Genomic DNA, 21,577 nt, shown 5'->3' on the forward strand with positions numbered 1-21,577 from the left:
CGATTTAACAGCTGCAGTTCAGCCCATAGAACTCACTCATAACATCCTCATCTCTTTCAAAGTAAAACTCGTACAGATAGCGGTTCTAAAATTTCCAATTTAGATAATTATTCACAAACCGCTCAGCCAAATGAAATGAAAGTGCAATAAAATCAACACCTAAAAAGTTCCCCATTCACGAAAATGTAATTTTATGGAAATGAAAGCTTAATTTATCTGCTCTAAATTAGCTTCATATCGAAACGGAGAGCGCATTGCTCACGGATTTTAAAATACAAGGTAAGTGATTATGAAAAAGGCAGTTCTAGCTTCTTCAGTGGTAGCAGCACTAGTTTCAGGTTCTTCTCTAGCAGCAACAGTTTACAGCTCTGACGGCACTGAGCTTAAGATTGGCGGTCGTGCGGAATTCCGTGGCGACTTCATCGGTTCAGGTGGTGCCGAAGTTGAAGGTACAATGGAAGATAAAACTCGTTTCCGTTTAAACCTTGGCGGTAAAACAGAACTTACCGATACTGTTACTGCATTCGGTTTCTACGAAGCAGAGCAAAGCACTGGCGATAGCGAGTTTGATAACCGTTACATGTACGCTGGTGTGGATTTCGATGGACAAGCAGTCTCTGTAGGTCGCCAAGACATGGCTTCAGTCATCGTATCTGACTTTACAGATATCACTGAGTTCTCTGGTGTTCAACAATTAATCGATGCAGCTTCGGATAAAGAAGATAGCGTATTTGCATACCGCGGTGGCTTTGATGCTCTTCAGTTAGAAGCAACTTACCAAGCAAACAGTGCAAAAGACACTGATGGCTACGGCATCTCTGGTGTTTATTCATTGCCAATCGGTCTAGACCTTGGTCTTGCATACTCTGGTCAAGATCTAGGTGCAGGTAACGGAAGCGCAAACCAAATCCTTGCTGGCCTAGCATATTCACTAGATAACCTTTACCTAGCAGCAACTTACTCAACGGGTGACTTAAACGATAAAGCCGTTGGCCCTATCGCTGAGTCATTCACTGCAATGGAATTCGCAGCACAATATAAAATCACTAAGCAAGTTTCTGCTGCAGCAGTATACACATACCAAGAAAATGAAGCGGCAAACGGTTCTACAGCCGATTCTGTAGATGGTATCGAGCTTGTTGGCTACTACAAACTAAACAGCAACTTCCGTACATACCTTTCTTACTACATCAATGGCTTAGATGAAGTGAAAGACGTAACTACAGGACTAACAACTGAAGGTGAAGATACGCTTCGCCTAGGTGTACGCTACGACTTCTAATCTAAATTTACTTTAGATGAAGGCTAAAAAGGTTGGGCAATGGCTCAACCTTTTTTCATATTCAAATATTCTGACTAACTTCATCAATGCTTTTTCTGGTTTCATTGTGCTAAATCCGTATCATAGGTGAACCACATCAAATAATTAGAAGCATCATGTCACAACACCATCCGATTCAAGGCGCTAGCTGGATGCTAACCGCTGGTTTAGCCTTTGCTTTGATCAACAGCCTAACTCAAATCGCTAGCATTCATTTCGGACTGACTTCTACTACCGTTGCCGTCATTCAGTATTCAATTGCATTGTTCGCTATTCTTCCTTATCTAAAAACATTGGGAATTCGACGAGCACTAAAAACTGATAATCTCAAGCTACACGTATTCCGTGTCTTCCTATCGGTTATTGGTATCCAACTTTGGATTTGGGCGCTGGCTTACCCTGTGCCGATTTGGCAAGGCATAGCCCTTCTTATGACTTCGCCACTGTTTGCAACCATAGGTTCTGGTCTTTTCCTAAAAGAGAAAGTGGGCGCAGCTCGTTGGGGTGCAACCTTAGCAGGCTTCGCAGGTGCTATGGTGATTCTAGAGCCATGGGCTGAAGACTTTAGCTGGGCGACGTTGTTACCCGTTGGTGCGGCTTTCTTTTGGGCATGCTACTCACTGATGGTGAAAAAGCTTTCTTCACAAGACAGCCCTTCCACCATGGTGGTTTACCTTCTGCTATTGATTACGCCATTTAACATCTTGCTGGCCGTTCCTGATTGGCAAATGCCAAGTGGCGGAACTATTTGGGCTATCTTAATCGTTATCGGTATTATGACAGCACTGGCTCAGTGGGCTATTGTAAAAGCATACTCGGTGGCAGATGCCTCTTTCGTTCAACCGTTTGATCACGCGAAATTACCTCTAAATGTCTTGGCTGGTTGGCTGGTATTCAGTTGGGTTCCACCAGGTCGTTTATGGCTAGGGGCTGCGATTATCATTGCGTCAGTTGCGTTCATTACCCATTGGGAAACAAAAAAACCGGCGAAAGTTAAGAAAGTTTAGAGTCGATGAAATAAATAGTTCTACTGTCCGTTCTATATTGATAAGAGAATTTTAAGCGAGGTCGTAACCATGAAGAAACCAGTCAAGATTACACTATACCGCTGGGCAGGCAGCTGGGGTCCATTTAAAGTAAATATCCCATGTGGAGAATGTACCCTTACCAAAGACATTCTTAAGGACACTTTTGAGAATGAATTGGCTGACGTTGATGTCGAACTAGAAGTGAAAGATTGGTTATCTCACTGGTGGGAACCTTTAAAGCTGGGTTCTTGGCATGCTCCGATCCTTGTTGTTGAAGGCAAGGTAGTAAGCCAAGGCGAAGCTCTAAATCGCGGTGTTCTGATTCAATCGGTCATTAAAGAGTGGACCAAAAGAGACAGCCTAAAAGGCAATATTGTTTATGGTAAAGCAACCTGCCCATTCTGCGTTAAGGCGAAGAAAATGCTTGATGAAGCGGGTGTCGAATACCAATACCACGATGTCGTAAAAGACAGCGCAGCTTTGTATCGCATGATTCCAGAGGTAAAAGCGCACATCGGTGAGAAAACACCGGTCACCGTTCCTCAAATCTGGCTTGATGGTAAGTACATCGGCGGGGCTGATAACTTGGAAGCATGGATGAAAGAGAATGGCTTAGATAGCATTCCTAATAATGTGGTCGACCTGTCCAATCAATCTGCAGGCTGAATTAATTAATAGCCATTAGTCAGAAGCGTAATTTGTGTTTTTTGTGTCCATCCACAACAAAACAAAGCGATACCTTTCACCAATCGCTAAAACGAAAAAGGCCTTAAACTTCATCGAGTTTAAGGCCTTTTAAAATTCCGTTTCTGAAAATGCTTATTTAGCCATTTTCTTCATCATTCGCTTGATAAATGATGCTTTTTTAGGCTTTGACTTGCCGTACATTGCTTCGTGCATCATGTTTTTTGCTGCCATTTGACCCAAGTATGCGTGGCCTAGTTCGTAATTCATGCTTATCTCCGCACTTAATCAACTTTCTTTAGCGCGGATTTTACACTTAAAATGCTCAAAAACAAGATCCAAATCACACTTTATTGCAAAATAATCAATGCAGTTGCAGTAAGCCTGTTTTTGTCTTTGCGCAGACCGGGATTATATCAGTATATCAATGAGTTAACGTGAAGCCCGGTTTGGCCTTAATGCTCTATCCCTATGAACAATCCAAAACATTGGTCTAGACAGTCATAAAAAAAGCAGCTCAAGAGAGCTGCTTTCTAAAATACTTTACTGAGAAACCTAGCTGCGCTTTGGCTGTCTGTAAGTCTTACCGGCAATTTGGTATGTGTCTTTTTGCTTCAATTCAAACATCGTTTCAAAGAACCAAGCTGCAAATTTGATTAAGTCATCGCCTTCATTCATGACATGTTCGATGTACTCTTGCTCTTCGCCTTGTTCATTTTCTTGAAGCGTCACGTGGTAAATACGCTTTTCGCCTTCCACTTCAGCTAGTGCAAATTGACCAGTCAGTGATGCAGCAGCCTCTGCGACTTCTGTATCCTCATTGGATTTCAATAGCTCAAGCGCTTGAGGCAGGCCATCTAGCGCGCAGATAGCTTTTACCAGTACTTCAAATTCATTTTGCTGCATTTTGTTTTTACCTATTCAATGGACCGAAGCATTGTAGAAAACCATCAGCACAAATACAACGTATTAACGATGGTGCGTTAGACGATAGTGAATTTGACATTTAGCTATATTTCATTTCAACAGTATCGCCTTTCTTGTTCATTTTGGTTGAAGACCAAAGCACTCCCCCCATAGCTGCACCAATAATGAGGTAGAACGCGCCTAACTGTAGATGAGTCGTCACCCAACTCTCTACTAAATACCCACCGAGTAAACCCGCCAAACACATCTGAATTGAGCCTGACAACGCAGAGACGGCGCCCGCTTGCTTCTTATGAGGCTCTAATAACATGCTGATCGATAGAGGGAACGAAATCCCTTGTGCTATCGCCAACCAAGTAAACGCCCAAACTAAGTTAAAAATGGATAATTCATGAGTAAGAAGCCAAGCTCCTGAAGCCAAGATGATCAAGATAGCTAGGCTCATCAATTGAGGCGTACTAAACCTACGATTGAGTAAGTTTAAAGCGACGCTACCGATCAATAAGCCCGCCGAAGGAACAATCATCAATGAGCCATATTCAGCGGCGGTCAGCCCTAATTGCTCTTGCATTAAGAATGGAAACAACGACAACGAAACCAAACTCGCCATATAGCTCATCCAGTTGTAACTGGCGCTGGTTAACACTTGGCGATTGGTCAACAAACGTCCGTAGTTCTTCACCACTTGGCAGGCATCAAAGCGACTCTTTCCGTATGGCAAAGTTTCATGAAGAACAAAGTAACCTAGCGTAAATATCGCCAATAAGTACATCAGAACGAACAGGAACACCGCCTGCCAACCGAGGTGAAATGAAATCCAACCACCAAATACTGGCGCGATGATCGGCATGATCGAAGCGGTGATCGAGATATAAGACAGCGCCTTGGTAAGCTGAGAGCCATCATAACTGTCGCGAAGCACACTTCGTCCTAACACCGAGGCACTGCCCGCCCCTAAACCTTGCAACAAGCGGCCAACCTCTAGCGCCGTCATATTGTCAGAAAACACGACACAAACGACAGTACCAATCAAATAAACACCCTGGCCTAACAAGAAAATAGGTCGTCTTCCCACTGCATCGGACATCGGTCCGTAAAATAGCTGAGACAAGCCAAAACCCACAAGAAACAGCGTAACGAGCAGTTGCACATCCACTTGGGTAACACTTAAGTCAGCAGCAATTAACGGCAATGACGGCAAGTAGATGCTCACACCCACCTGTCCCGTGGCAATAATCATCATTGCTAAGAGTAACGGCGTTTTTTTAAAGGTCGATTGGCTCAAAAAATTCCCTATTCGTGTGATATTTATTCATGATATAAGTTTATATTCAAAACTAGTAATTGATAATTAACCAAATTGGAATTTAATTAAGTCCTAACAGGAAACAATATGGATTGGATCCTCAACGTAAAGAGCTACGTTAGAGTTGTAGAAGAAGGCAGTTTCAATGGCGCTGCACGTAAACTCAATACCACCAGCTCAGCGATCAGCAAAAGAGTAAACTGGTTGGAAGAGCGCATTGGCACTCAACTTTTAAAGCGCACCACACGCTCAATTAGCCAAACCGAAGCCGGTGCGCTCTTTTACCTGAGAGCCAAAGATCAGCTCGACAATTGGCAGTCCATTATTGATGAGACTCGCTCGGTTAACCAAACCCCTGCAGGCTTATTAAAGATAGGTGCGACAATTGCGGTTGGCTCTAAGTTTCTCGTGCAATACATGGACGACTTCTTAGAAAAGTATCCAGACATTAAGGTGCAGCTGATCACGACCACTCCAGGACAATTACCAGAACTGGGCTTAGATCTGGTGATCAGTCGTGAACTGGAACAACTCAACTCGTTAAGCTTCAAGAAGACACCGCTGTTTGAACACAAGGCCAGTTTCTATGCTGCGCCGAGTTATCTGGCCAAACATGGTTACCCCACAAGCGAACAGGACTTAGAACAACACAACTCCTTGATCTGGGGAGAGCGTCCAACCCGTGAAGTCACACTAACTAAAGGACAACGCATCACTTTGAACGGTAACTTTGCGACCACCAACCCTGAGGCTTTGTTTCATGCCGCGAAGCGAGGAATGGGCGTACTGTTAACCATCAAAGCAATGATCAAAGAGGATCTTAAACAAGGGACACTGGTTCCAGTATTACCAAATATAACAGCCGACGAAGTGATGGTTTACGCGTACTACCCTAAGCTTGACTACTCACATACACGAACCAAGCTGTTTTTGGACCATTTGAAAGATAGATTGGACAAAGAGCGCAGCACTCAGGCTCTGTGAAATAAGTCACATTTTAATTTGAAAAGTTATACAACACGACCAATAATAAACTAGACGCATATTGATAGTAAAACTTAATACTGCGCAGTTACAAGATCGTACAAACAAGAGCATACACATACGGCTTATACACTGAATCTGGTTAACTAGGGATGGTGACTATGACTCAACATACGCACAACAGCATGATAGACACTGAGCGCATCGGACGTTTACTGAAGTTGGAAGGTATCGACCTTTTAGAGTCGGCTGTACTTACTTTGCACCAAGCCTTTGGTACTCAATACACCAGTATCATTGAGAAAAAATACTTTCCAGACCAAGTTGTTCCTCTGGTAATTGCTCATTCGGACCATGTACTGCACGACAAAATCAATGCTCGTCATGGGCATATCTACCAGCAAGCGGTTAATCAAAGACACCCAGATTGCTCTTTCGCTCAGTACGTCGTCCAGTCATTACCGACATCAGCATTTAGGCAGGAAGTAACCTCGCAGAACTCGATCGCTATTCCTACTCGTACCCAAAGTGGTGAAGTGATGGGCGTGTTGTTCTCTACGTTTAGCTCGCCTCTTAGTCCAGACCAACAACAAGCCGTGATAAAACACCACCAATTATTCGCCGATATCATCATCCACACCTTGCGTGAAATGTGGTTCAACGACCGTTCTGAGCAACTGGTGAATCAACTCAGTTACGAAGTGTCACACGACAGTTTAACGGGGTTACTAAACCGAAGCTGTTTATCGGATACCCTAGAGTCGATCACTCAACAGAGCGTCACTCCATTCTCACTCGCTCTGCTCGACATCAATAGCTTCAAGGCCATCAATGACATGCACGGCAACTATATTGGCGATAAGGTTCTCCAATATGTAGCAGAGACTTTGCGTCGAACCTTGCCTGAAAGCAACCTGACTTTCCGGACTGCTGGCAATGAGTTCGCTTTCATTACCTATCATTCAGACCCGATAGCCGTTTGCGAGCAAATACTGGACAAGATAAAGCAAGGTTATAGTAACGTTGATATCAAAATCGATTTCGACGTTAGTATCGGCATTGCCCGCTCAGATGGGGATAACAAGGACGTTGAGCAAATCATTTTCAACACCAGTTTGGCGCTTAAAGAGTGCAAACACAGCCAAGATACCCATATCCAATGTTATGACACTCACTTAAGAGTTCGCTACCAAAGAAAAACCGAGCTAGTCGCTGCGCTGCGAAGTGAACTGGAAAATCCGATTTCACAAAGCTATATCCCCGATAGCAATGGAATGTACGTAGTTGTGCAACCCATTGTGGGCCAAGGCGAGACGCAATGGGAATATTTCGAGGTACTGACTCGCTGGAAGACCGCCAGACACGGTGACATATCGCCAGTAGAGTTCATTCAAGTGGCTGAAGAGTCTGGGCTAATTGTCGAGCTTGGTGAGCGTATTATTGAATTAGTGTGCCGCGCGAAAACCGCATTAGAACAAGGCTTAGGTTACAAGGTTAAGCTTGGGATAAACTGTTCTGCTCATGAGCTTACCGACTCTAAGCGCTATATTTCCTATCTGACTCGAACCATTGAACAACATCACTTTAAAGCTGATGAGTTTGTTATTGAGTTAACCGAAACGGTCCTGTTATCTCCAACCCAAGAGACAAAATCGGCACTTAACTTCCTTAGAGGACAAGGCTTCACCATTGCGCTCGATGATTTCGGTACGGGTTACTCCAGTTTGAATTACATTCACAGCTACCCTATAGATTGCATTAAAATTGATGCCACCTTTATCCGTAATTTGTTAACCAACTCAACCTCAGAGAGCGTTGTTTGGCTGATTATCCAGCTTGCTCATAGGCTCGATGTGTCATTGGTTGCGGAAGGCGTAGAGAAGCGTGAGCAATTAGAAAAGCTGCACGCAATGGGATGTGACAAGATCCAAGGATACCTCTACTCGCCACCAATGCGACCTGAAGCTATCGTCAGTTATGTTACTCATTCGGAGCCTTTGGCTTAAAGCGCTCCCTTTAATTGAGCTAGGATCAAAAAACCGCGAGAACATGACTCTACTCCGAGTGATGCTCTCGCGGTTTTAATTAGCTGCTTGATAAATAACAGCCTTATTCAGGGTTATCTCAAAGAGCCTAACTAGCTGTTATTAGGTTGGGCTTCTAAAGCGACCTTTAACAGCTTGTCAGCTTCATCTCTTGCAGCTACAAACGTCGCTTTTTCCTTTTTAGGCACAGAATCTGCCATCGGGATATTTGCTGTCATTGCATTGACAGGACGACCACGTTCAATCAGCTCATAGTGCAAATGCGCGCCTGTCACTCGGCCAGTTTTACCAGACAAACCAATACGCTGCCCACGAGATACCGTTTGCCCTTTACGTACGAGGATTTTACTCAAATGTAAGTAACGTGTTTTGTATGTGCTGCCATGCTGAATTACCACGTAGTTACCCGCATATGGGTGCTTACGCGTCATAATTACTTTACCGTCACCCGTTGCTTGAACCGGCGTACCAACTGGCGTCGCGAAATCTGTACCGTTGTGCGGTGAAATTCGGCCTGTCACAGGGTGTAATCGCTTAGGGTTAAACTGAGAACTTTGACGCCAACCACTGCTCACAGGGTAACGTTGGAAAGCACGTTGTAAGCTATCGCCATTGGCATCGTAATATTGCCCATCAGTATGTAAGTACGCAGAAACAACACGGTTACGATTCATGATTTTAATCGCTTCAATTTCACGTTTGCCGGTTGCAACACCATCAACATATTGAGCTTTTTGAAGCACTTCAAACTGATCGCCAGCGCGCAGATCTCGGCTAAAGTTCAACTTGTCTTTAAGAAGCGTCACAATATGGTCAATCTCAAGACTGTTGAGACCAACCTTGTTCGCTGACATCGAAAAACTGCCTTGAATATCACCGACTAAAGGCTTTTGCTTCCATTCACCCGGAATAGAGATGTCTTCGAATTCGTAGCTGCCGTCATCAAGCAGTCGATAAACCACTTTGTCCGCGACGCTAAATTGAAGTTCCATTTTAGAAAGGTCGCTGGTCGCTTCATCACGCCAAAAGCGTAATGTATTACCCGGACGAAGCGTATCTAAAGCAAGGAAGTTCAAATCGGTTTCCATCACGCTCATCATCGATTTATAAGAAAATCCAAGTTGCGTGAAGATGCTACTCAAGTTATCACCAGATTGAATTTGATACTCAAATGTCGGCGGCTCAATAACGGTAACAGAAGAAGGTGACAGAATTGACTCAATAACGGTTGAGTCTGGTAGATCAAGCTCGATCGTTTTCGTCAAATTTGATTGTGAAGATTGCAGAGCAACTCCAATCGCTGCAATAAGCGGCAGTCCTAAAATTGCTACTTTTTTTACAGGTGAAAGCTCGGCAAACGGAGAGGAAAATATTTTTGAATACACGGTAAACAGGTCTTTCTACGATATAAAGGCATAGGATATGCTTTTCAAACGCATAAATCATCAATGCATTGTCATAATATGATGTGAATCTGCCCAATACAGGTTAAGTCATTGAGTTGCCGTAGATGTAGTACCATTTAACGAGAAATAAAATTAACCGCTAAATTTAAAAATAAAAAAGCAGAAACGGCTAATTTCTGCTTTCGATAGGTTGGCGTTATTCCGTTTCGACTAATTAATACACGAAGCAAATTAGTCGCTAGTTATTATAAAGTGGTTAAGCGTTAACCGTCGACACTAGGCAGTTGTCTTCACCAAATTCATTTGGAATATAACGGTCGGCATTCGAATCGTTTACCCATTGTTGATCATCAACTAGGTAGCGGAATTGAAACTCGCCATCTTTAGGTAGACGAGTTTTAAACTTGTAAACCTTCCCCTTCGCCAGTTTTTTCATTGGGGTAGCTTTCCAGTCAAGGAAGTCAGCAACAATCGATACAGAGTTCGCTTCTTGAGCTTCTAGCTCGAAGGTCACTTCCACTTCATCTTTCGTCTTAAAAAAACGTTTATTAATCATTCGCAAGCTCCATTTGTAAAAGTAAGCAGACACAAGCATAAAAAGTGTCTAAATTTCATTCATCTTATTAAGATAATATGTAATTTGGCTCACATAAACAACAAATCCTTGCACAAACGAAAACGCTATTGCTTACCAATTGATTGCGTATCAAAAGAAAAGCTCATCAACACCTTTTCAGAAGGGGCTTCTGCAAAGGATTGTTCCGCAGAATGCTGAGTAAAGCCGATAAAACCTTCCCCTGTGAGTTTTTTCTGTGATTGCGAATGTGGCTGCTGAGTGACATCCAAAGTCTGAATTTGCACGCGATCGCCTAAGAAAAGCTGGTCAACTAACACGACACGGCTTCGTTGCTGATCATGTTTAAACAAACCAAGGTAATAGAATACACCACTGCCTTGGTTAGATATCCACATCGGCGCGACAAAGAAACTCGCTTTACCCAGCGTGACAGCTGAAAGGTTATTGGTGTCTACCGTTATCACACCGCGCTCAACCCCTGAGTCATAGCGTCCAAACGCGATTGCTCTAGGTTCATCGACTTCATTGATAAAAGCGTAGGCGTTAGTTTCTGGAACTTTAATTGTCCATGGGTTGGTCGTCTTCAAATCAAAAACGTTTTCTACAACTGGGTCATAACTCACTTGAGAAGAAGGAAGCTTCGCCAAGATCTCTTCATCACTTAAGCTAAAGCGATAAATACCCGCTACTATCACCACAAACAACATGACAATTGGAATCAGTAGAATCAGAGGAATAGGTAAGATTTTCTTTTTCATGAGCAATTATATTCTTTTGTTTTCATCCAGTTGTGCAGACCATAAAGGGCTTTAGTATAATTATCAATACAGGGTTAACCAGAAGTGGAGCATGGATGGATATCAATCATATTAAAGATAGAAATATCAGAAGTTGCGAATGCCGCTGTGGAGCAGTCAACCTAGTATGCCGAGGCGAACCTCAACGCACCTCTATGTGTCATTGCTATGAGTGTCAGAAACGCACCGGAAGTGTATTCGGTGTTCAGGCTCGGTTTCCAATGGAGCAAATCACACTCAGCGGTGAAGTGACCTCTTTCTCACGCATTAGCGATACAGGTAATGAAGTCACCTATCAGTTTTGCCCCAAGTGTGGCACCACCATGCTTTTGCAGTCGGTTGCCGCCGCCGATTTTTATATCGTCCCGCTCGGATTATTTAAAGAGCAAGACTTCCCACTGCCAAGCTTTTCGGTTTATGAAGAACGCAAACATGGATGGGTTAAGTTCGACCACCAAATGAGCCATTACAACTAGTTCGCTATTGACCGTTATCTTTATATAGCAACAGTATTAGAGCAAACTGCAATACTGTTGCCTAAGATCAAATATCAACGCCCCACAACGCTAGCGTATCTTTTCGCTAGCGTTATAATCTGCTCCTCTTTCTAACCCAGGGTGAACCACATGATTTCTAAGCTACCTCGCTGGGTTGAATACGGCGCCTTACTGTTAGCAGGCCTTGCTGGTAGCGTAAATGCTATTGGGTTACTTGGTTTCCAGCATCAAGCCATTTCCCACATCTCGGGCACCATGTCTTTACTCGGCAGCAGCCTACTCACCCCAACTTCGGCATCTGTGCACCTTCTATTGGTGATCATGAGCTTTATGTTAGGTGCAGCTTTCAGTGGGTTCTTTATTGAAAACCAAGCCCTGAAGCTAGGCCGCCGTTACGGTGTTGCTTTATGTATAGAGGGTGGATTACTGTTCTTAGCGCTGTGGGCACTGTTGCAAGGCTACACTTCAGGCCAGTATTTCGCTTCAGCCGCGTGTGGTCTGCAGAACGCGATGATCACCACTTACAGCGGGGCGATCATTCGAACAACACACATGAGTGGGATCATTACCGATCTTGGGATCATGATTGGCGCTCGCTTAAAAGGAATGCCTTTTGACCGCCGTAAGGCCAAACTGCTGATGTTCATTGTCGTTGGCTTCCTATTTGGCGGCTTAAGTGGCGCTTGTCTGTTCCAACGCTTCGAAATTTTGGCACTGGCCTTCCCTGCCTCTTTCGCCTTCATTATCGCACTTAGCTACTGGTTCTACCTGACTTATCGAACTGAAACTCCAATCAATTTATAAATATCTGGCAATATATCCTCAAAATACGTAACATTCGCAACACTTTATTCTAAACTCTTAATGAGTTGCAGAATAACCAGTGTGAATAGTTAACGATATTTGATGAATAGTATTGCAAGCGCTATCAATACTGGGTAATCTTGCAGCCAGTGAGAAAATACGGATGTTTAGAGAATAAAAACGCCAAGGATGTGGCTTTTTTACATGTAGAAATACGAGAACAATTAACATGTCTAACAACACGAATACTGCTCAACCAGAGAAATCTAAAGGCAGTTTCTGGGTTTTCTTAATCCCATCTCTGATTGGTTTATTCCTTTTCATGGCACCAATCAGCTACCAAGGTGATCTAACGATCCCTGTCGCTATTCTAGCCAAATCAATTCAAGCGGTTTTCGGTGAGTCTCTAGTTGCTATTATCACTGCAATCGTTGCCTTCATGTCTTTAGCTTCCGTTTTAAGCACCATTTTCAAGCCTGCATTCATTACATCGAATTCATTCTTAAACGGTCTTTTCAACCCGTCTCCACTATGGTTGTTAGTTCGTTTAATTGGCGGTGCAGCCGCGTTCATGGCTTTCTTCCAAGTCGGTCCTGAATTTATTTGGGAAGAGAACACTGGTGGCTTAGTTTTAGAAGGGCTACTACCGACTCTATTTTCAGTATTTATTTTTGCTGGCTTACTACTGCCACTGCTGCTTAACTTCGGTTTGTTAGAGCTGTTTGGCACCCTATTAAGTAAAATCATGCGCCCTATCTTCAACCTACCAGGTCGTAGTGCTATCGACTGTATGGCTTCTTGGTTAGGTGATGGCAGCGTTGGTATCCTTCTTACCAGCAAACAGTACGAGAAGAAGTTCTACACTCAGCGTGAAGCTGCAGTTGTTGGTACGACTTTCTCGGCAGTATCGATTACATTTAGCCTTGTGGTAATTGCACAAGTAGAGTTGGAGCACTTGTTCCTACCTTTCTACGCAGCAATCTGCCTGGCGGGTATTGTTGCAGCGGTAATCATCCCTCGTCTTCCACCACTAAGCATGAAGAAAGACACCTTCATTGACGGTAGCAAGCCGCACAAAGACGCTGATGCAATCCCAGCGGGTCACTCAACATTCTCTTGGGGTCTTGAGCTAGCGGTAAACAAAGCATCACAAGTGAAGTCGGCTAAATCTGTATTTGGCGAAGGCGTTCGCAATGCTGTAGATATGGTCTTTGGTGTACTGCCTGTGGTTATGGGTCTAGGTACCATGGCGTTGGTGATTGCGGAATACACTTCTGTATTCTCGTTCCTAGGCCAGCCTTTCATTCCATTCCTAGAGTTACTTGGTGTACCTGAAGCCGTTGCTGCATCGGAGACTATTGTTGTTGGTTTTGCGGATATGTTTATCCCAGCTATCCTTGCAGCTTCTATTGACAACGAGATGACTCGCTTTGTTATTGCAGCAATGTCGGTAACTCAACTAATCTACATGTCCGAAGTAGGCGCTCTACTTCTAGGCAGTAAGATCCCAGTGAACATCTTGGAACTGTTTATTATCTTTATTCTGCGTACGTTAATTACGCTTCCAGTTATCGCTGGTGTAGCTCACCTAATATTCTAAATTAGATGCTACTTATATAAGTAAATAAGCAGAAAGAATTATAAGCCTCACTTTTGTGGGGCTTTTTTTTGTACGGAATACATTCACACGTCAACTCAAAACCTCAGAAATATATAAAGCTGGCATATCACTCGATTTCATATCAATTTTACCCCGGCCTCTTTTAAATCGAGAACTACATACATAAACACAAAATTAATACATTATTAATTTCTTCCACCTCCAGACAGATCAATTCTTCAACCCATTGAACCAAATACTAAAAGTAACCAATATGTGATTTAGTGAATTTTGTATTGTTTAGGTTGTTGTATTTTTGTAGTCTATTTTGTGAAATTACATTCAAGTAAAATTCAATCTAGTCGATATATATAATTACAAAAACACAATTAACTTTAGTCTTCGCAAAGCCTGTAAGAAGGGGAAAACTCAATGAAATTTAGCCATAAGGTGGTTGCTGCATCATCAGCCTTGCTGCTAGTGACAGTATCATTGCTTTCAATACAACAACTTTACACCGTAAGAAGCGCTGTAGAAAACCACGTCAATGCGAGCCTAAAAGAGATGGTCTCCGGCGTTAAAAACACCGTCGAATCAGAGATGAACGCCAAGAAAGCCTTGGCTCAATCGACGACTGAAGTCATCGAGATCAACCCTGAAGATCGCGCTTACGTTAAAGAAATCTTAGAAAAGCCAAAGCTTAAAAACAGCTTCCTAGCGGTTGGTTTTGGTTATGAAGCAAACGGTTTCGTTATTGAGAATGACGATGGTTGGGATGCAGGTCCAGATTACGACCCGCGAATCCGTCCTTGGTACATTGATGCTAAATCCAAAAACAGTTTAGTCGTGACCGCTCCTTACGTGGATGCATCAAGCAAAAAAGTCATCATCTCAGTAGGTACGCCAGTTAAAGACAACGGCCGCTTTACTGCAGGTATGTTCTACGACCTAGAACTGACCAACCTTGCGACCTTAGTCAACCAAGTAAACTTGTTTGACGCGGGTTACCTATTCCTAGTCACTGCTGACGGCACCACGATTGCTCACCCGAATGCGAAAAACAACGGTGAATCGCTTTCAAGCTACATGCCTCAAGCGACTATTCGTGAAGGCTCTCAGGAAATTGAAGTCGATGGTAAAATGTTCTTGGTTAATTTCACGCACATTCCGAGTGAAGATTGGTACATAGGTGCCATCCTTGACGAAGAGATCGCTTACCAAACCGTTGAAGACTTGAAAAACAGCTCAATGATCTATTCATTGATTGCCGTTATTCTTAGCATCATCGCCCTGACTGTTCTGATTCGTGTATTAATGCGTCCACTTGATGCGCTTAACCAAGCAATTCAAGATGTCGCGAGCGGACAAGGCGACCTAACTAAGCGCCTAGATACCAATACCGACCAAGAGTTCTCTGACCTGGCGAAAGGCTTCAACACCTTTACTGAAAACCTGCAAAATCAAATCATTCAATCGAAAGCGATTGGTGTTGAGATTAAGCGTGGCACTGAAATCACCGTTAAAGGTGCAGGCGAATCAGCAAACGCGATGAATACGCAACTACAAGAGCTTGAACAGCTAGCAACCGCAATGAACGAGATGGCGGTTACGGCAACAGAAGTCGCCAATAATGCTCAAGGTGCGGCGGCGGCGGCTCGTGAAGCTGACGAAGCAACGCTAGACGGCACTTCTGTAGTTAGTGACACCACTCAAGCGATTGATAACCTATCTGAGCGCATCGACCAAGCCGTTGCTGAAGTACAAGTACTTGAATCAGCAACAGCAAACATCGAAACGATTCTCAAGGTAATCAATGATATTGCAGACCAAACCAACCTACTGGCATTGAACGCAGCGATAGAAGCGGCTCGTGCTGGTGAATCAGGCCGTGGTTTCGCAGTCGTAGCCGATGAAGTTCGTACACTGGCGCAGCGTACTCAAGAATCGACCACTGAAATCCGCAACATGATTGAGCAGCTCCAAGCAGGTGCAAGTTCGGTATCGAACGCGATGAATCAAAGTAAAGATACCGCAACTGACGCCGTTGAACGCGCTCAGCAAGCCAACTCTTCACTTGACCGCATCCGAGACGCGATTCAACGCATCTCAGATATGAACATTCAGATTGCTTCAGCAGCAGAAGAGCAGAGCTTGGTAGCGGAAGAGATCAATAACAACACAGTTAAGATCAAAGACCTTTCAACACAAGTGTCACACGCGGCTCAAGAAGCGAACACAGCAATGCAGGTTCAAACGGACAATGTTCGCCAACAAGACGAGCTATTGAACAAGTTTACGGTTTAACCGTCTTACCGTTAAACTAGCACTCTGTTTAGTAACTAATAAACAGCTTCAAATAAAAAGCCCCGCTTACTAATTACCAGTAAGCGGGGCTTCTCTTTCTAGCCTATCCGAGTTAACTCATGACAGGCTTCAATTCGTTCGTCGTCAACATCATGCACTGGTTGGGTTCAACCTTAATTGTTAAGTCCTTACCAACACAGTCGAACACTTTTCCAGACAATAAATCGGTCACTGCACCAGTCCAATTTAATGAGGCTGTTTTGCTTCGTTTCGACTTGTTGATCACCACAATGCCTTTATCACCACGAACAAACACCAGCAAATCATCATTCGCTTCAACCACACGCATCGCTTCGCCATGAACATGGTTATGAAATTGAATCATGTTTTTCATGTAAGGTGCTTGCCAATCGTTAAGCCAACGAGGCTGACCATTCTCATCTAAAATACCACTGGTGCTTAATTCACTGTAAACCAGTGGCACACCGCCATCTCGACCAAGAATGAAAGCATGAGCCAATCGCTCGTCCACTTCCTCCATCACATGCTCCAAAAACACCTCGTTGTTTGGAATATCATGAGTTACTGCAAACGTGATAGCTCGCATGTTCGACAGAGCTTGACCAAAACAGTAAGGGTTAATCAAAGACTTAAAGCTGCCCTGCTCTTCAAATGCTTTGAAGATGGTGTTGAACAACGGGAAATCGTACGCCCCTAAACGAGTGTGTTTAAGGTATGGCTCAAGGAAAAGCTCATACTCTTCTTCTGTCGCACCGCCATCGGTAATGATCTCACCGAAGATGTGCATTTCTTCGCAGATGTCATCAGTCCACACCTTACGTAGGTGTGCTAGTGTCATGTGCTTTGCCGCATCAATGCGAAATCCTTTCACACCAATCGCTTTCAAGGCTTTTAGATACGCTCGCTGTTGCGCAACCACATTATCGTTATCCAACAGCGTTGGCAGGCCAGGATCGCTAGCGCCACCGGTAATACGTCCGTTTTGCACTTCCCAAGTGTCTTTCCAGTTCTTGATACCAAACGCTTCCACGAAGTCGTTTTCATCAAATAAAGGCTTAGAAAGATCACCAAACAAGCGGATCGATTCGTAATAGTCAGCATCTTTTTGATAAGACGTCATGTCTTGCTGGTTGGGGTACGTTAAATCGCCGCGGATGCCCGATTCGTTGGCCATGTGGTTAAACACGACGTCTACATAGGTACGAAGCCCATGTTGCTTTAACGTGTCGACCATCGCTTTAAAATCTTGTGTGTCACCCAACTGATTATCAATCACACGATAGTCTTGCGGCTGATAGCGTTGCCACCATTGAGTACCAGAATCTCGATCGCAGCCTTTAGGACCACGTAATGACTTCATTGCTGGTGAAACTAAAACAGATTTATAACCCAACTCTTGGATCAGTGGGGCGTTCTTCATTACGTCAGCGTAGCACCAGTCAAAGGCATGCAATATGACATCTGTCGCTGGGTTGCTTAACATAGCTGAACTCTCCATGGTGTTCTCCTACCAAACTCGTTTACAGCTTTCTAGATAAATACAAAGGCTAAAAGGCAAAGCTGCATAAATTTCCTTAAGAATGGCATTTATTATATGAGTTACTCATTAAAAACCCTCCTCCTCCCAACGATTAGTCACGGCGGATAGTTAAGGGCGTAGCGCTAATTATCGCATAACGTCTGGGATGAACACTCAACCGTATTGCTTTAAAACGCGCAAAAAAGTCACAAAAAAGGAGCGTATATACGCTCCTTTTATTCAATCTATCACATATTTATTGCTAAGTTCTGTAAAGAACCTTAACCACATGCCAACCAAATTTTGTTTTCACAAGGTGTGGTACTAGCGTCTCGCCAGAGAAACAAACCTTATCAAACTGAGGCACCATTTGACCTTTTTTGAACTCGCCTAGGTCGCCGCCCTTTTTACCTGATGGACAGGTTGAATGTTTCTTCGCTAGCGTTTGAAATTTAGCGCCCTTTTTAAGCTGCGTCATGATGTCTTCTGCTAGTTCTTTATGCTTCACCAAAATATGAAGCGCTGCTGCTGTTCTTGCCATGATAATTCTCAGTTTGTTGCTGCCAGTTTACTTTCGACGGTTGCTTTGAACATCGCTAATGAACTGACTGTTGTAAATCTGTTTGCCGCTAACGGCTTATCGACATAAATCCATCGACAGCCAGCGTTTAGCGTGATTTTAACCCAAGAACCGCTATTCTTCACTCTATAAGCGAAAACAACTGCCTTAAAGGCCACTAAAAACCGCATCGCGACTTGCTGCGGCTTCCATTTCCCTTTAAATTAATCCTTATAAATTAAGCGCGTATTAAGTAGGAGCCACTTATGGCCAAACCGATCAGTAAAGCGAGTCAGTCACAGGGAATGTTGATGTTCAAGTTATCCCTCACTCAAAGTTTTGCGATTGGCACGCTTAAGGTCAGAGAGATCGTCCCTTTTCAGCCGATGACTCAGATCCCCTACTCTCATCATCACGTGATTGGTACAGTGACTATCCGCGACCTTACGGTTCCTGTGATTGATATGTCCGCTGCGATTGGCTTCCGTCCGATAACACCCGCTGAATACCAAGATTGCGTACTCATCGTCACCGACTGTTTAAGAACCGTTGTGGCGTTCTTGGTTCGTTCGATTGATAAGATCATTGAATGCGACTGGAAGAGTATTGAATCTCCACCCACCAGTGTGGGTCGCAATGTTTTTGTAACGGGTATTACGCGTTTTGAAGACCGTATTGTACAAATGCTCGACGTGGAACTGCTGCTTTCTAAGATCTACCCAGATTATGAGAATGCACATATCCCTATGCTGACCGATGTAGAAAGAGAGCGTCTCAAAGCGTTGAACATCTTATTGGTAGATGACTCTTTGATTGCGCGTAAACAGTTATCAGATGCCTTAGACAGCATCAACATCCCTTACAGTATTTGTAACAACGGCTTAGATGCCATTGATCTAATGCGACGCCAAGCCAGCGTTGGCAATGCCATTGATCTTCTGGTGAGTGATATCGAGATGCCAGGTTTAGATGGTTATGAGCTTGCATTTGAAGTGCAAAACGACAGCGCTCTAAGTCACGCTTACTGTATTTTGCACACATCATTGTCCAGTGAAATCTGTGTTGACCGTGCCAATCAGGTGGGGGCACATGAAGCGCTTGAGAAGTTTAACGCGGGCGAATTAATCGAAGCCATGTTACGCGGCGCAAAAGTATTAAACGACGCCTCTACGGCTGCTTAGGCTCTGTTTTAGAAGCTAAACCAAGTATCAACTCGTTGTTTAGCTTCTTTGTCTGTTATGTATTCCAACCGGAATGAGAATAGAGCCAACCGTTAGCCTTTCTTTGTTGGCATAGAATAGCTCTTACTCACAAACTCCACTTCCTCGACTTCATTTACATGATTAGTGAAAGACGCCAATGCATAGAGTGTATTCGCGACTAAGTTGGCGTATTTGAAAAGAATCGGGGCTGGCGACTTTTTACTTTCATGGTGTTCAATACTGACCAGCGCTCGCACGACCTTTTTAGCCTGACAGCGACACAAGTGAAGCTCGCTAGACACTCGGTGCCCACCGGGTAAAACAAAGCCTTTAAAACCACCTTCTAGCTGCTCACGGATACGATGATAGTCTTGCTTGAGCTCGACCAATTCAAATTCGGTGATGGCAAGCTTACCGCGCACAGAGGCATTCAAGTGATAGATGTTTGGCTGCAAGCGTTGCAGGATCTCGCGAACCTGAGGCTCTAGCTCTAAAGACAACACCAGCCCAACTCGGCAACAAAGTTCATCCGACAAAATCTCAAAATCACAGATAGGACTGTCTTCATAGATAAATGGGTAACAGAACTCGTCCCAATCTCGACTTACTGGTTTCACGTACCGATCCTTACACATAAATAATCATCAAACGCCAATATACCAAACTCTTTGATTGAGTCTGAGTTTATTAGCTAAAAGACCCGCAGTTTCCCTGCTTGATAATGAGATAGCAAAAAGCCCTCACATTGGAGGGCTCCTGAAGAAGTAGGTTAAACGAGATTACTCGTTAGACACTTTTTTGTGGCCTTCTTGCAGGTGAACGAAATCCACCAAATCGTCGCCTGATACTTGATATGCTTGACCAAAACCTTTCACGAACAGTCCGTTATCTGCTTTAAGGTTGAACAGAGAGAAATCTTGAAGCTGGCTCAAACCATCGATGATCTCGCCGAAACGCTCTTGCATCTGGCCGATAACTTGAGTCCAAAGCTCCGTTTCACGTTCTACAACGCTCGCTTGCGCATCAAACGTTAGACGCTTACGTGCGTAAAGCTGCTTCGAGCTCTCTTCGTCTTCAATCATCATCAAAGAGACTTGAGGGTTTGCTTTCAAGTTACGAGCATGACGAGCAATATCAGAAATTAGAACAAAGTAACCTTCTTGGTTCTGAACGAAAGGCGCGTAACTTACGTTCGGGCGACCTTCTTCGTCGACCGTTGCAAGTTGAAGGGTACGGCGCTCTTGGCGAAACTCTTTAATTTCTGGACCTAGGCGACCTTGTAGACGTTCTTGTTTTACTTGCTGTTCCATGGGTAATTCCTTTATTCACTTTCTCTGATTTATTATTTTTGCCCGAGGTTGAGCGATCATTAGCGAACTAAACGATCCTCGAGCATTGATGTCTTGTTTAAGCCAGTTGGCAACCTTAGTTAAGCTTGCCGTTAACTGTGCTTAAGCTTGTTCTTTTAGCACTTTGAAGCGTTTTACTTGGTCGGCAATCAGCTCACGCTTTTCGTTGCGGCCTAGGTAAATCTTAAAAATATTCTCGCCCGTTTCACTGAAGAAACCGAAGTAATGACTTTCACGACCCATGAACGCTTTGCTCACCAAACCGATCTGTTTGATGTTGTCGAGTTTCAGGTGACCATGAAGCTCGCCTTCTTTGCCCATCAGATTGTAGTAACCACGCGCTACTTTACCTTTAGGGAACGGCGCTTTTACTTCAAAGATTGAGCCGAATGAATGCACGATTGTGGTCACAGGGCCCCAACCCACTAATCCTTCTAGAATTTCTTGAGCACGGCTGCCATCTAGCATCACTGCCATGTCGTTTGGAAAAGCAGCTACCACTTCAACTTCTGAAACACCTAGCTTCTCAGCAATCGCAGTAGGAAGCAGTTTTGGTTCTTCTTCTAGAATGCGAGCGACACGTTGTTCTAGAGTTTCTGTCATTTCTAATGTTGTATCTGTCATTGAATATATTTCCGTATAAACGA

21 protein-coding genes are annotated in these 21,577 nt (G+C 43.8%); 10 read left to right on the forward strand and 11 right to left on the reverse strand.

The annotated features are described in order from the left end of the window. Nucleotides 1–289: 289 nt before the first annotated feature. The 3 genes from CWO08_RS00785 to CWO08_RS00795 all read left to right on the forward strand — a co-directional run bounded on the left by CWO08_RS00785 (nucleotide 290) and on the right by CWO08_RS00795 (nucleotide 3,015). Complete coding sequence (locus tag CWO08_RS00785) at nucleotides 290–1,282, forward strand: porin (RefSeq protein WP_102433085.1); 993 nt, start codon at nucleotides 290–292, stop codon at nucleotides 1,280–1,282. A 155-nt stretch (nucleotides 1,283–1,437) separates the two neighbouring features. After that, the gene (locus CWO08_RS00790; RefSeq protein ID WP_102433084.1) at nucleotides 1,438–2,328 is read left to right on the forward strand and encodes a DMT family transporter; all 891 of its coding nucleotides are present in this window, start codon (nucleotides 1,438–1,440) and stop codon (nucleotides 2,326–2,328) included. 69 nt (nucleotides 2,329–2,397) lie between these two features. Beyond that, on the forward strand, nucleotides 2,398–3,015 hold the full coding sequence (locus tag CWO08_RS00795; protein ID WP_017062739.1) for a glutaredoxin domain-containing protein: 618 nt from the start codon (nucleotides 2,398–2,400) through the stop codon (nucleotides 3,013–3,015). Nucleotides 3,016–3,168: 153 nt separating this feature from the next. Here CWO08_RS00795 and CWO08_RS24140 read toward each other — a convergent pair whose 3' ends face one another. The 3 genes from CWO08_RS24140 to CWO08_RS00805 all read right to left on the reverse strand — a co-directional run bounded on the left by CWO08_RS24140 (nucleotide 3,169) and on the right by CWO08_RS00805 (nucleotide 5,245). Then, nucleotides 3,169–3,303, reverse strand: coding sequence for a hypothetical protein (locus CWO08_RS24140; RefSeq protein WP_004737777.1), 135 nt, complete (start codon nucleotides 3,301–3,303; stop codon nucleotides 3,169–3,171). Between the two features lie 285 nt (nucleotides 3,304–3,588). Further along, nucleotides 3,589–3,939 carry a hypothetical protein gene (locus CWO08_RS00800; protein ID WP_017057980.1) on the reverse strand — a complete coding sequence of 117 codons (351 nt, stop codon included), beginning with the start codon at nucleotides 3,937–3,939 and terminating at the stop codon, nucleotides 3,589–3,591. A 100-nt stretch (nucleotides 3,940–4,039) separates the two neighbouring features. Then, complete coding sequence (locus tag CWO08_RS00805; protein ID WP_102433083.1) at nucleotides 4,040–5,245, reverse strand: multidrug effflux MFS transporter; 1,206 nt, start codon at nucleotides 5,243–5,245, stop codon at nucleotides 4,040–4,042. 108 nt (nucleotides 5,246–5,353) lie between these two features. Between CWO08_RS00805 and CWO08_RS00810 the strand changes: the two genes are divergently transcribed. Together CWO08_RS00810 and CWO08_RS00815 are read left to right on the forward strand one after the other, a co-directional pair. Beyond that, nucleotides 5,354–6,250, forward strand: a complete 897-nt coding sequence (locus CWO08_RS00810; RefSeq protein WP_048662361.1) for a LysR family transcriptional regulator — start codon at nucleotides 5,354–5,356, stop codon at nucleotides 6,248–6,250. A gap of 161 nt (nucleotides 6,251–6,411) precedes the next feature. Next, nucleotides 6,412–8,256: a bifunctional diguanylate cyclase/phosphodiesterase gene (locus tag CWO08_RS00815; RefSeq protein WP_102433081.1), complete on the forward strand. Its 1,845-nt coding sequence runs from the start codon at nucleotides 6,412–6,414 to the stop codon at nucleotides 8,254–8,256. A 131-nt stretch (nucleotides 8,257–8,387) separates the two neighbouring features. On the opposite strand, the gene CWO08_RS00820 is transcribed toward CWO08_RS00815, so the two are convergent. The 3 genes from CWO08_RS00820 to CWO08_RS00830 form a co-directional block, all read right to left on the reverse strand. Beyond that, nucleotides 8,388–9,680: a peptidoglycan DD-metalloendopeptidase family protein gene (locus CWO08_RS00820; RefSeq protein ID WP_048661114.1), complete on the reverse strand. Its 1,293-nt coding sequence runs from the start codon at nucleotides 9,678–9,680 to the stop codon at nucleotides 8,388–8,390. Between the two features lie 277 nt (nucleotides 9,681–9,957). Continuing rightward, nucleotides 9,958–10,257: an isoamylase early set domain-containing protein gene (locus CWO08_RS00825; protein WP_017630092.1), complete on the reverse strand. Its 300-nt coding sequence runs from the start codon at nucleotides 10,255–10,257 to the stop codon at nucleotides 9,958–9,960. A 125-nt stretch (nucleotides 10,258–10,382) separates the two neighbouring features. Further along, nucleotides 10,383–11,036: a hypothetical protein gene (locus tag CWO08_RS00830; protein WP_108019489.1), complete on the reverse strand. Its 654-nt coding sequence runs from the start codon at nucleotides 11,034–11,036 to the stop codon at nucleotides 10,383–10,385. A 32-nt stretch (nucleotides 11,037–11,068) separates the two neighbouring features. Between CWO08_RS00830 and CWO08_RS00835 the strand changes: the two genes are divergently transcribed. From CWO08_RS00835 to CWO08_RS00850, 4 genes are all read left to right on the forward strand, one after another. Then, a complete protein-coding gene (locus tag CWO08_RS00835; protein WP_170960871.1) occupies nucleotides 11,069–11,551 on the forward strand; it encodes a GFA family protein in 483 nt (160 codons plus the stop codon). A gap of 150 nt (nucleotides 11,552–11,701) precedes the next feature. Continuing rightward, nucleotides 11,702–12,376, forward strand: a complete 675-nt coding sequence (locus CWO08_RS00840; protein ID WP_048661112.1) for a YoaK family protein — start codon at nucleotides 11,702–11,704, stop codon at nucleotides 12,374–12,376. A 229-nt stretch (nucleotides 12,377–12,605) separates the two neighbouring features. Continuing rightward, a complete protein-coding gene (locus CWO08_RS00845) occupies nucleotides 12,606–13,976 on the forward strand; it encodes a YjiH family protein (protein ID WP_107898380.1) in 1,371 nt (456 codons plus the stop codon). A 432-nt stretch (nucleotides 13,977–14,408) separates the two neighbouring features. Further along, nucleotides 14,409–16,280 (forward strand): methyl-accepting chemotaxis protein, encoded by a 1,872-nt coding sequence (locus tag CWO08_RS00850; protein WP_108019491.1) that lies wholly within the window; start codon nucleotides 14,409–14,411, stop codon nucleotides 16,278–16,280. Between the two features lie 112 nt (nucleotides 16,281–16,392). Here CWO08_RS00850 and CWO08_RS00855 read toward each other — a convergent pair whose 3' ends face one another. Next, the gene (locus CWO08_RS00855; RefSeq protein ID WP_055319368.1) at nucleotides 16,393–17,799 is read right to left on the reverse strand and encodes an alpha-amylase family glycosyl hydrolase; all 1,407 of its coding nucleotides are present in this window, start codon (nucleotides 17,797–17,799) and stop codon (nucleotides 16,393–16,395) included. Between the two features lie 283 nt (nucleotides 17,800–18,082). Then, nucleotides 18,083–18,364, reverse strand: a complete 282-nt coding sequence (gene ppiC / locus CWO08_RS00860; protein WP_258185064.1) for a peptidylprolyl isomerase PpiC — start codon at nucleotides 18,362–18,364, stop codon at nucleotides 18,083–18,085. A gap of 281 nt (nucleotides 18,365–18,645) precedes the next feature. On the opposite strand from ppiC, the gene CWO08_RS00870 reads away from it, so the two are divergent. Beyond that, nucleotides 18,646–19,560: a chemotaxis protein gene (locus tag CWO08_RS00870; protein WP_108019493.1), complete on the forward strand. Its 915-nt coding sequence runs from the start codon at nucleotides 18,646–18,648 to the stop codon at nucleotides 19,558–19,560. 92 nt (nucleotides 19,561–19,652) lie between these two features. Here the strand turns inward: CWO08_RS00870 and CWO08_RS00875 are convergent, their stop codons facing one another. The 3 genes from CWO08_RS00875 to hutX all read right to left on the reverse strand — a co-directional run bounded on the left by CWO08_RS00875 (nucleotide 19,653) and on the right by hutX (nucleotide 21,554). Further along, on the reverse strand, nucleotides 19,653–20,198 hold the full coding sequence (locus tag CWO08_RS00875) for an ATP:cob(I)alamin adenosyltransferase (RefSeq protein WP_108019495.1): 546 nt from the start codon (nucleotides 20,196–20,198) through the stop codon (nucleotides 19,653–19,655). A gap of 162 nt (nucleotides 20,199–20,360) precedes the next feature. Beyond that, nucleotides 20,361–20,891 carry a heme utilization protein HutZ gene (gene hutZ, locus CWO08_RS00880; protein WP_048661102.1) on the reverse strand — a complete coding sequence of 177 codons (531 nt, stop codon included), beginning with the start codon at nucleotides 20,889–20,891 and terminating at the stop codon, nucleotides 20,361–20,363. 141 nt (nucleotides 20,892–21,032) lie between these two features. Continuing rightward, nucleotides 21,033–21,554 (reverse strand): heme utilization cystosolic carrier protein HutX, encoded by a 522-nt coding sequence (gene hutX / locus CWO08_RS00885; protein ID WP_108019497.1) that lies wholly within the window; start codon nucleotides 21,552–21,554, stop codon nucleotides 21,033–21,035. Between the last annotated feature and the right edge of the window lie 23 nt (nucleotides 21,555–21,577).

It is taken from the genome of Vibrio sp. 10N.286.48.B8, assembly GCF_003050085.1.
GTDB classification, from domain to species: Bacteria; Pseudomonadota; Gammaproteobacteria; order Enterobacterales; family Vibrionaceae; genus Vibrio; species Vibrio crassostreae.

Excerpts from the sequence above, each read along its gene's own strand:
- CWO08_RS00830 (WP_108019489.1), bottom strand. The coding sequence starts at position 11,036 with ATGAAAAAGAAAATCTTACCTATTCCTCTGATTCTACTGATTCCAATT.
- hutZ (WP_048661102.1), bottom strand. The coding sequence starts at position 20,891 with ATGGAACAGCAAGTAAAACAAGAACGTCTACAAGGTCGCCTAGGTCCA.
- CWO08_RS00815 (WP_102433081.1), top strand. The coding sequence starts at position 6,412 with ATGACTCAACATACGCACAACAGCATGATAGACACTGAGCGCATCGGA.
- CWO08_RS00850 (WP_108019491.1), top strand. The coding sequence starts at position 14,409 with ATGAAATTTAGCCATAAGGTGGTTGCTGCATCATCAGCCTTGCTGCTA.
- CWO08_RS00800 (WP_017057980.1), bottom strand. The coding sequence starts at position 3,939 with ATGCAGCAAAATGAATTTGAAGTACTGGTAAAAGCTATCTGCGCGCTA.
- CWO08_RS00810 (WP_048662361.1), top strand. The coding sequence starts at position 5,354 with ATGGATTGGATCCTCAACGTAAAGAGCTACGTTAGAGTTGTAGAAGAA.
- CWO08_RS00845 (WP_107898380.1), top strand. The coding sequence starts at position 12,606 with ATGTCTAACAACACGAATACTGCTCAACCAGAGAAATCTAAAGGCAGT.
- CWO08_RS00785 (WP_102433085.1), top strand. The coding sequence starts at position 290 with ATGAAAAAGGCAGTTCTAGCTTCTTCAGTGGTAGCAGCACTAGTTTCA.
- CWO08_RS00795 (WP_017062739.1), top strand. The coding sequence starts at position 2,398 with ATGAAGAAACCAGTCAAGATTACACTATACCGCTGGGCAGGCAGCTGG.
- CWO08_RS00855 (WP_055319368.1), bottom strand. The coding sequence starts at position 17,799 with ATGGAGAGTTCAGCTATGTTAAGCAACCCAGCGACAGATGTCATATTG.
- CWO08_RS00870 (WP_108019493.1), top strand. The coding sequence starts at position 18,646 with ATGGCCAAACCGATCAGTAAAGCGAGTCAGTCACAGGGAATGTTGATG.
- hutX (WP_108019497.1), bottom strand. The coding sequence starts at position 21,554 with ATGACAGATACAACATTAGAAATGACAGAAACTCTAGAACAACGTGTC.
- CWO08_RS24140 (WP_004737777.1), bottom strand. The coding sequence starts at position 3,303 with ATGAATTACGAACTAGGCCACGCATACTTGGGTCAAATGGCAGCAAAA.
- CWO08_RS00840 (WP_048661112.1), top strand. The coding sequence starts at position 11,702 with ATGATTTCTAAGCTACCTCGCTGGGTTGAATACGGCGCCTTACTGTTA.
- CWO08_RS00790 (WP_102433084.1), top strand. The coding sequence starts at position 1,438 with ATGTCACAACACCATCCGATTCAAGGCGCTAGCTGGATGCTAACCGCT.
- CWO08_RS00825 (WP_017630092.1), bottom strand. The coding sequence starts at position 10,257 with ATGATTAATAAACGTTTTTTTAAGACGAAAGATGAAGTGGAAGTGACC.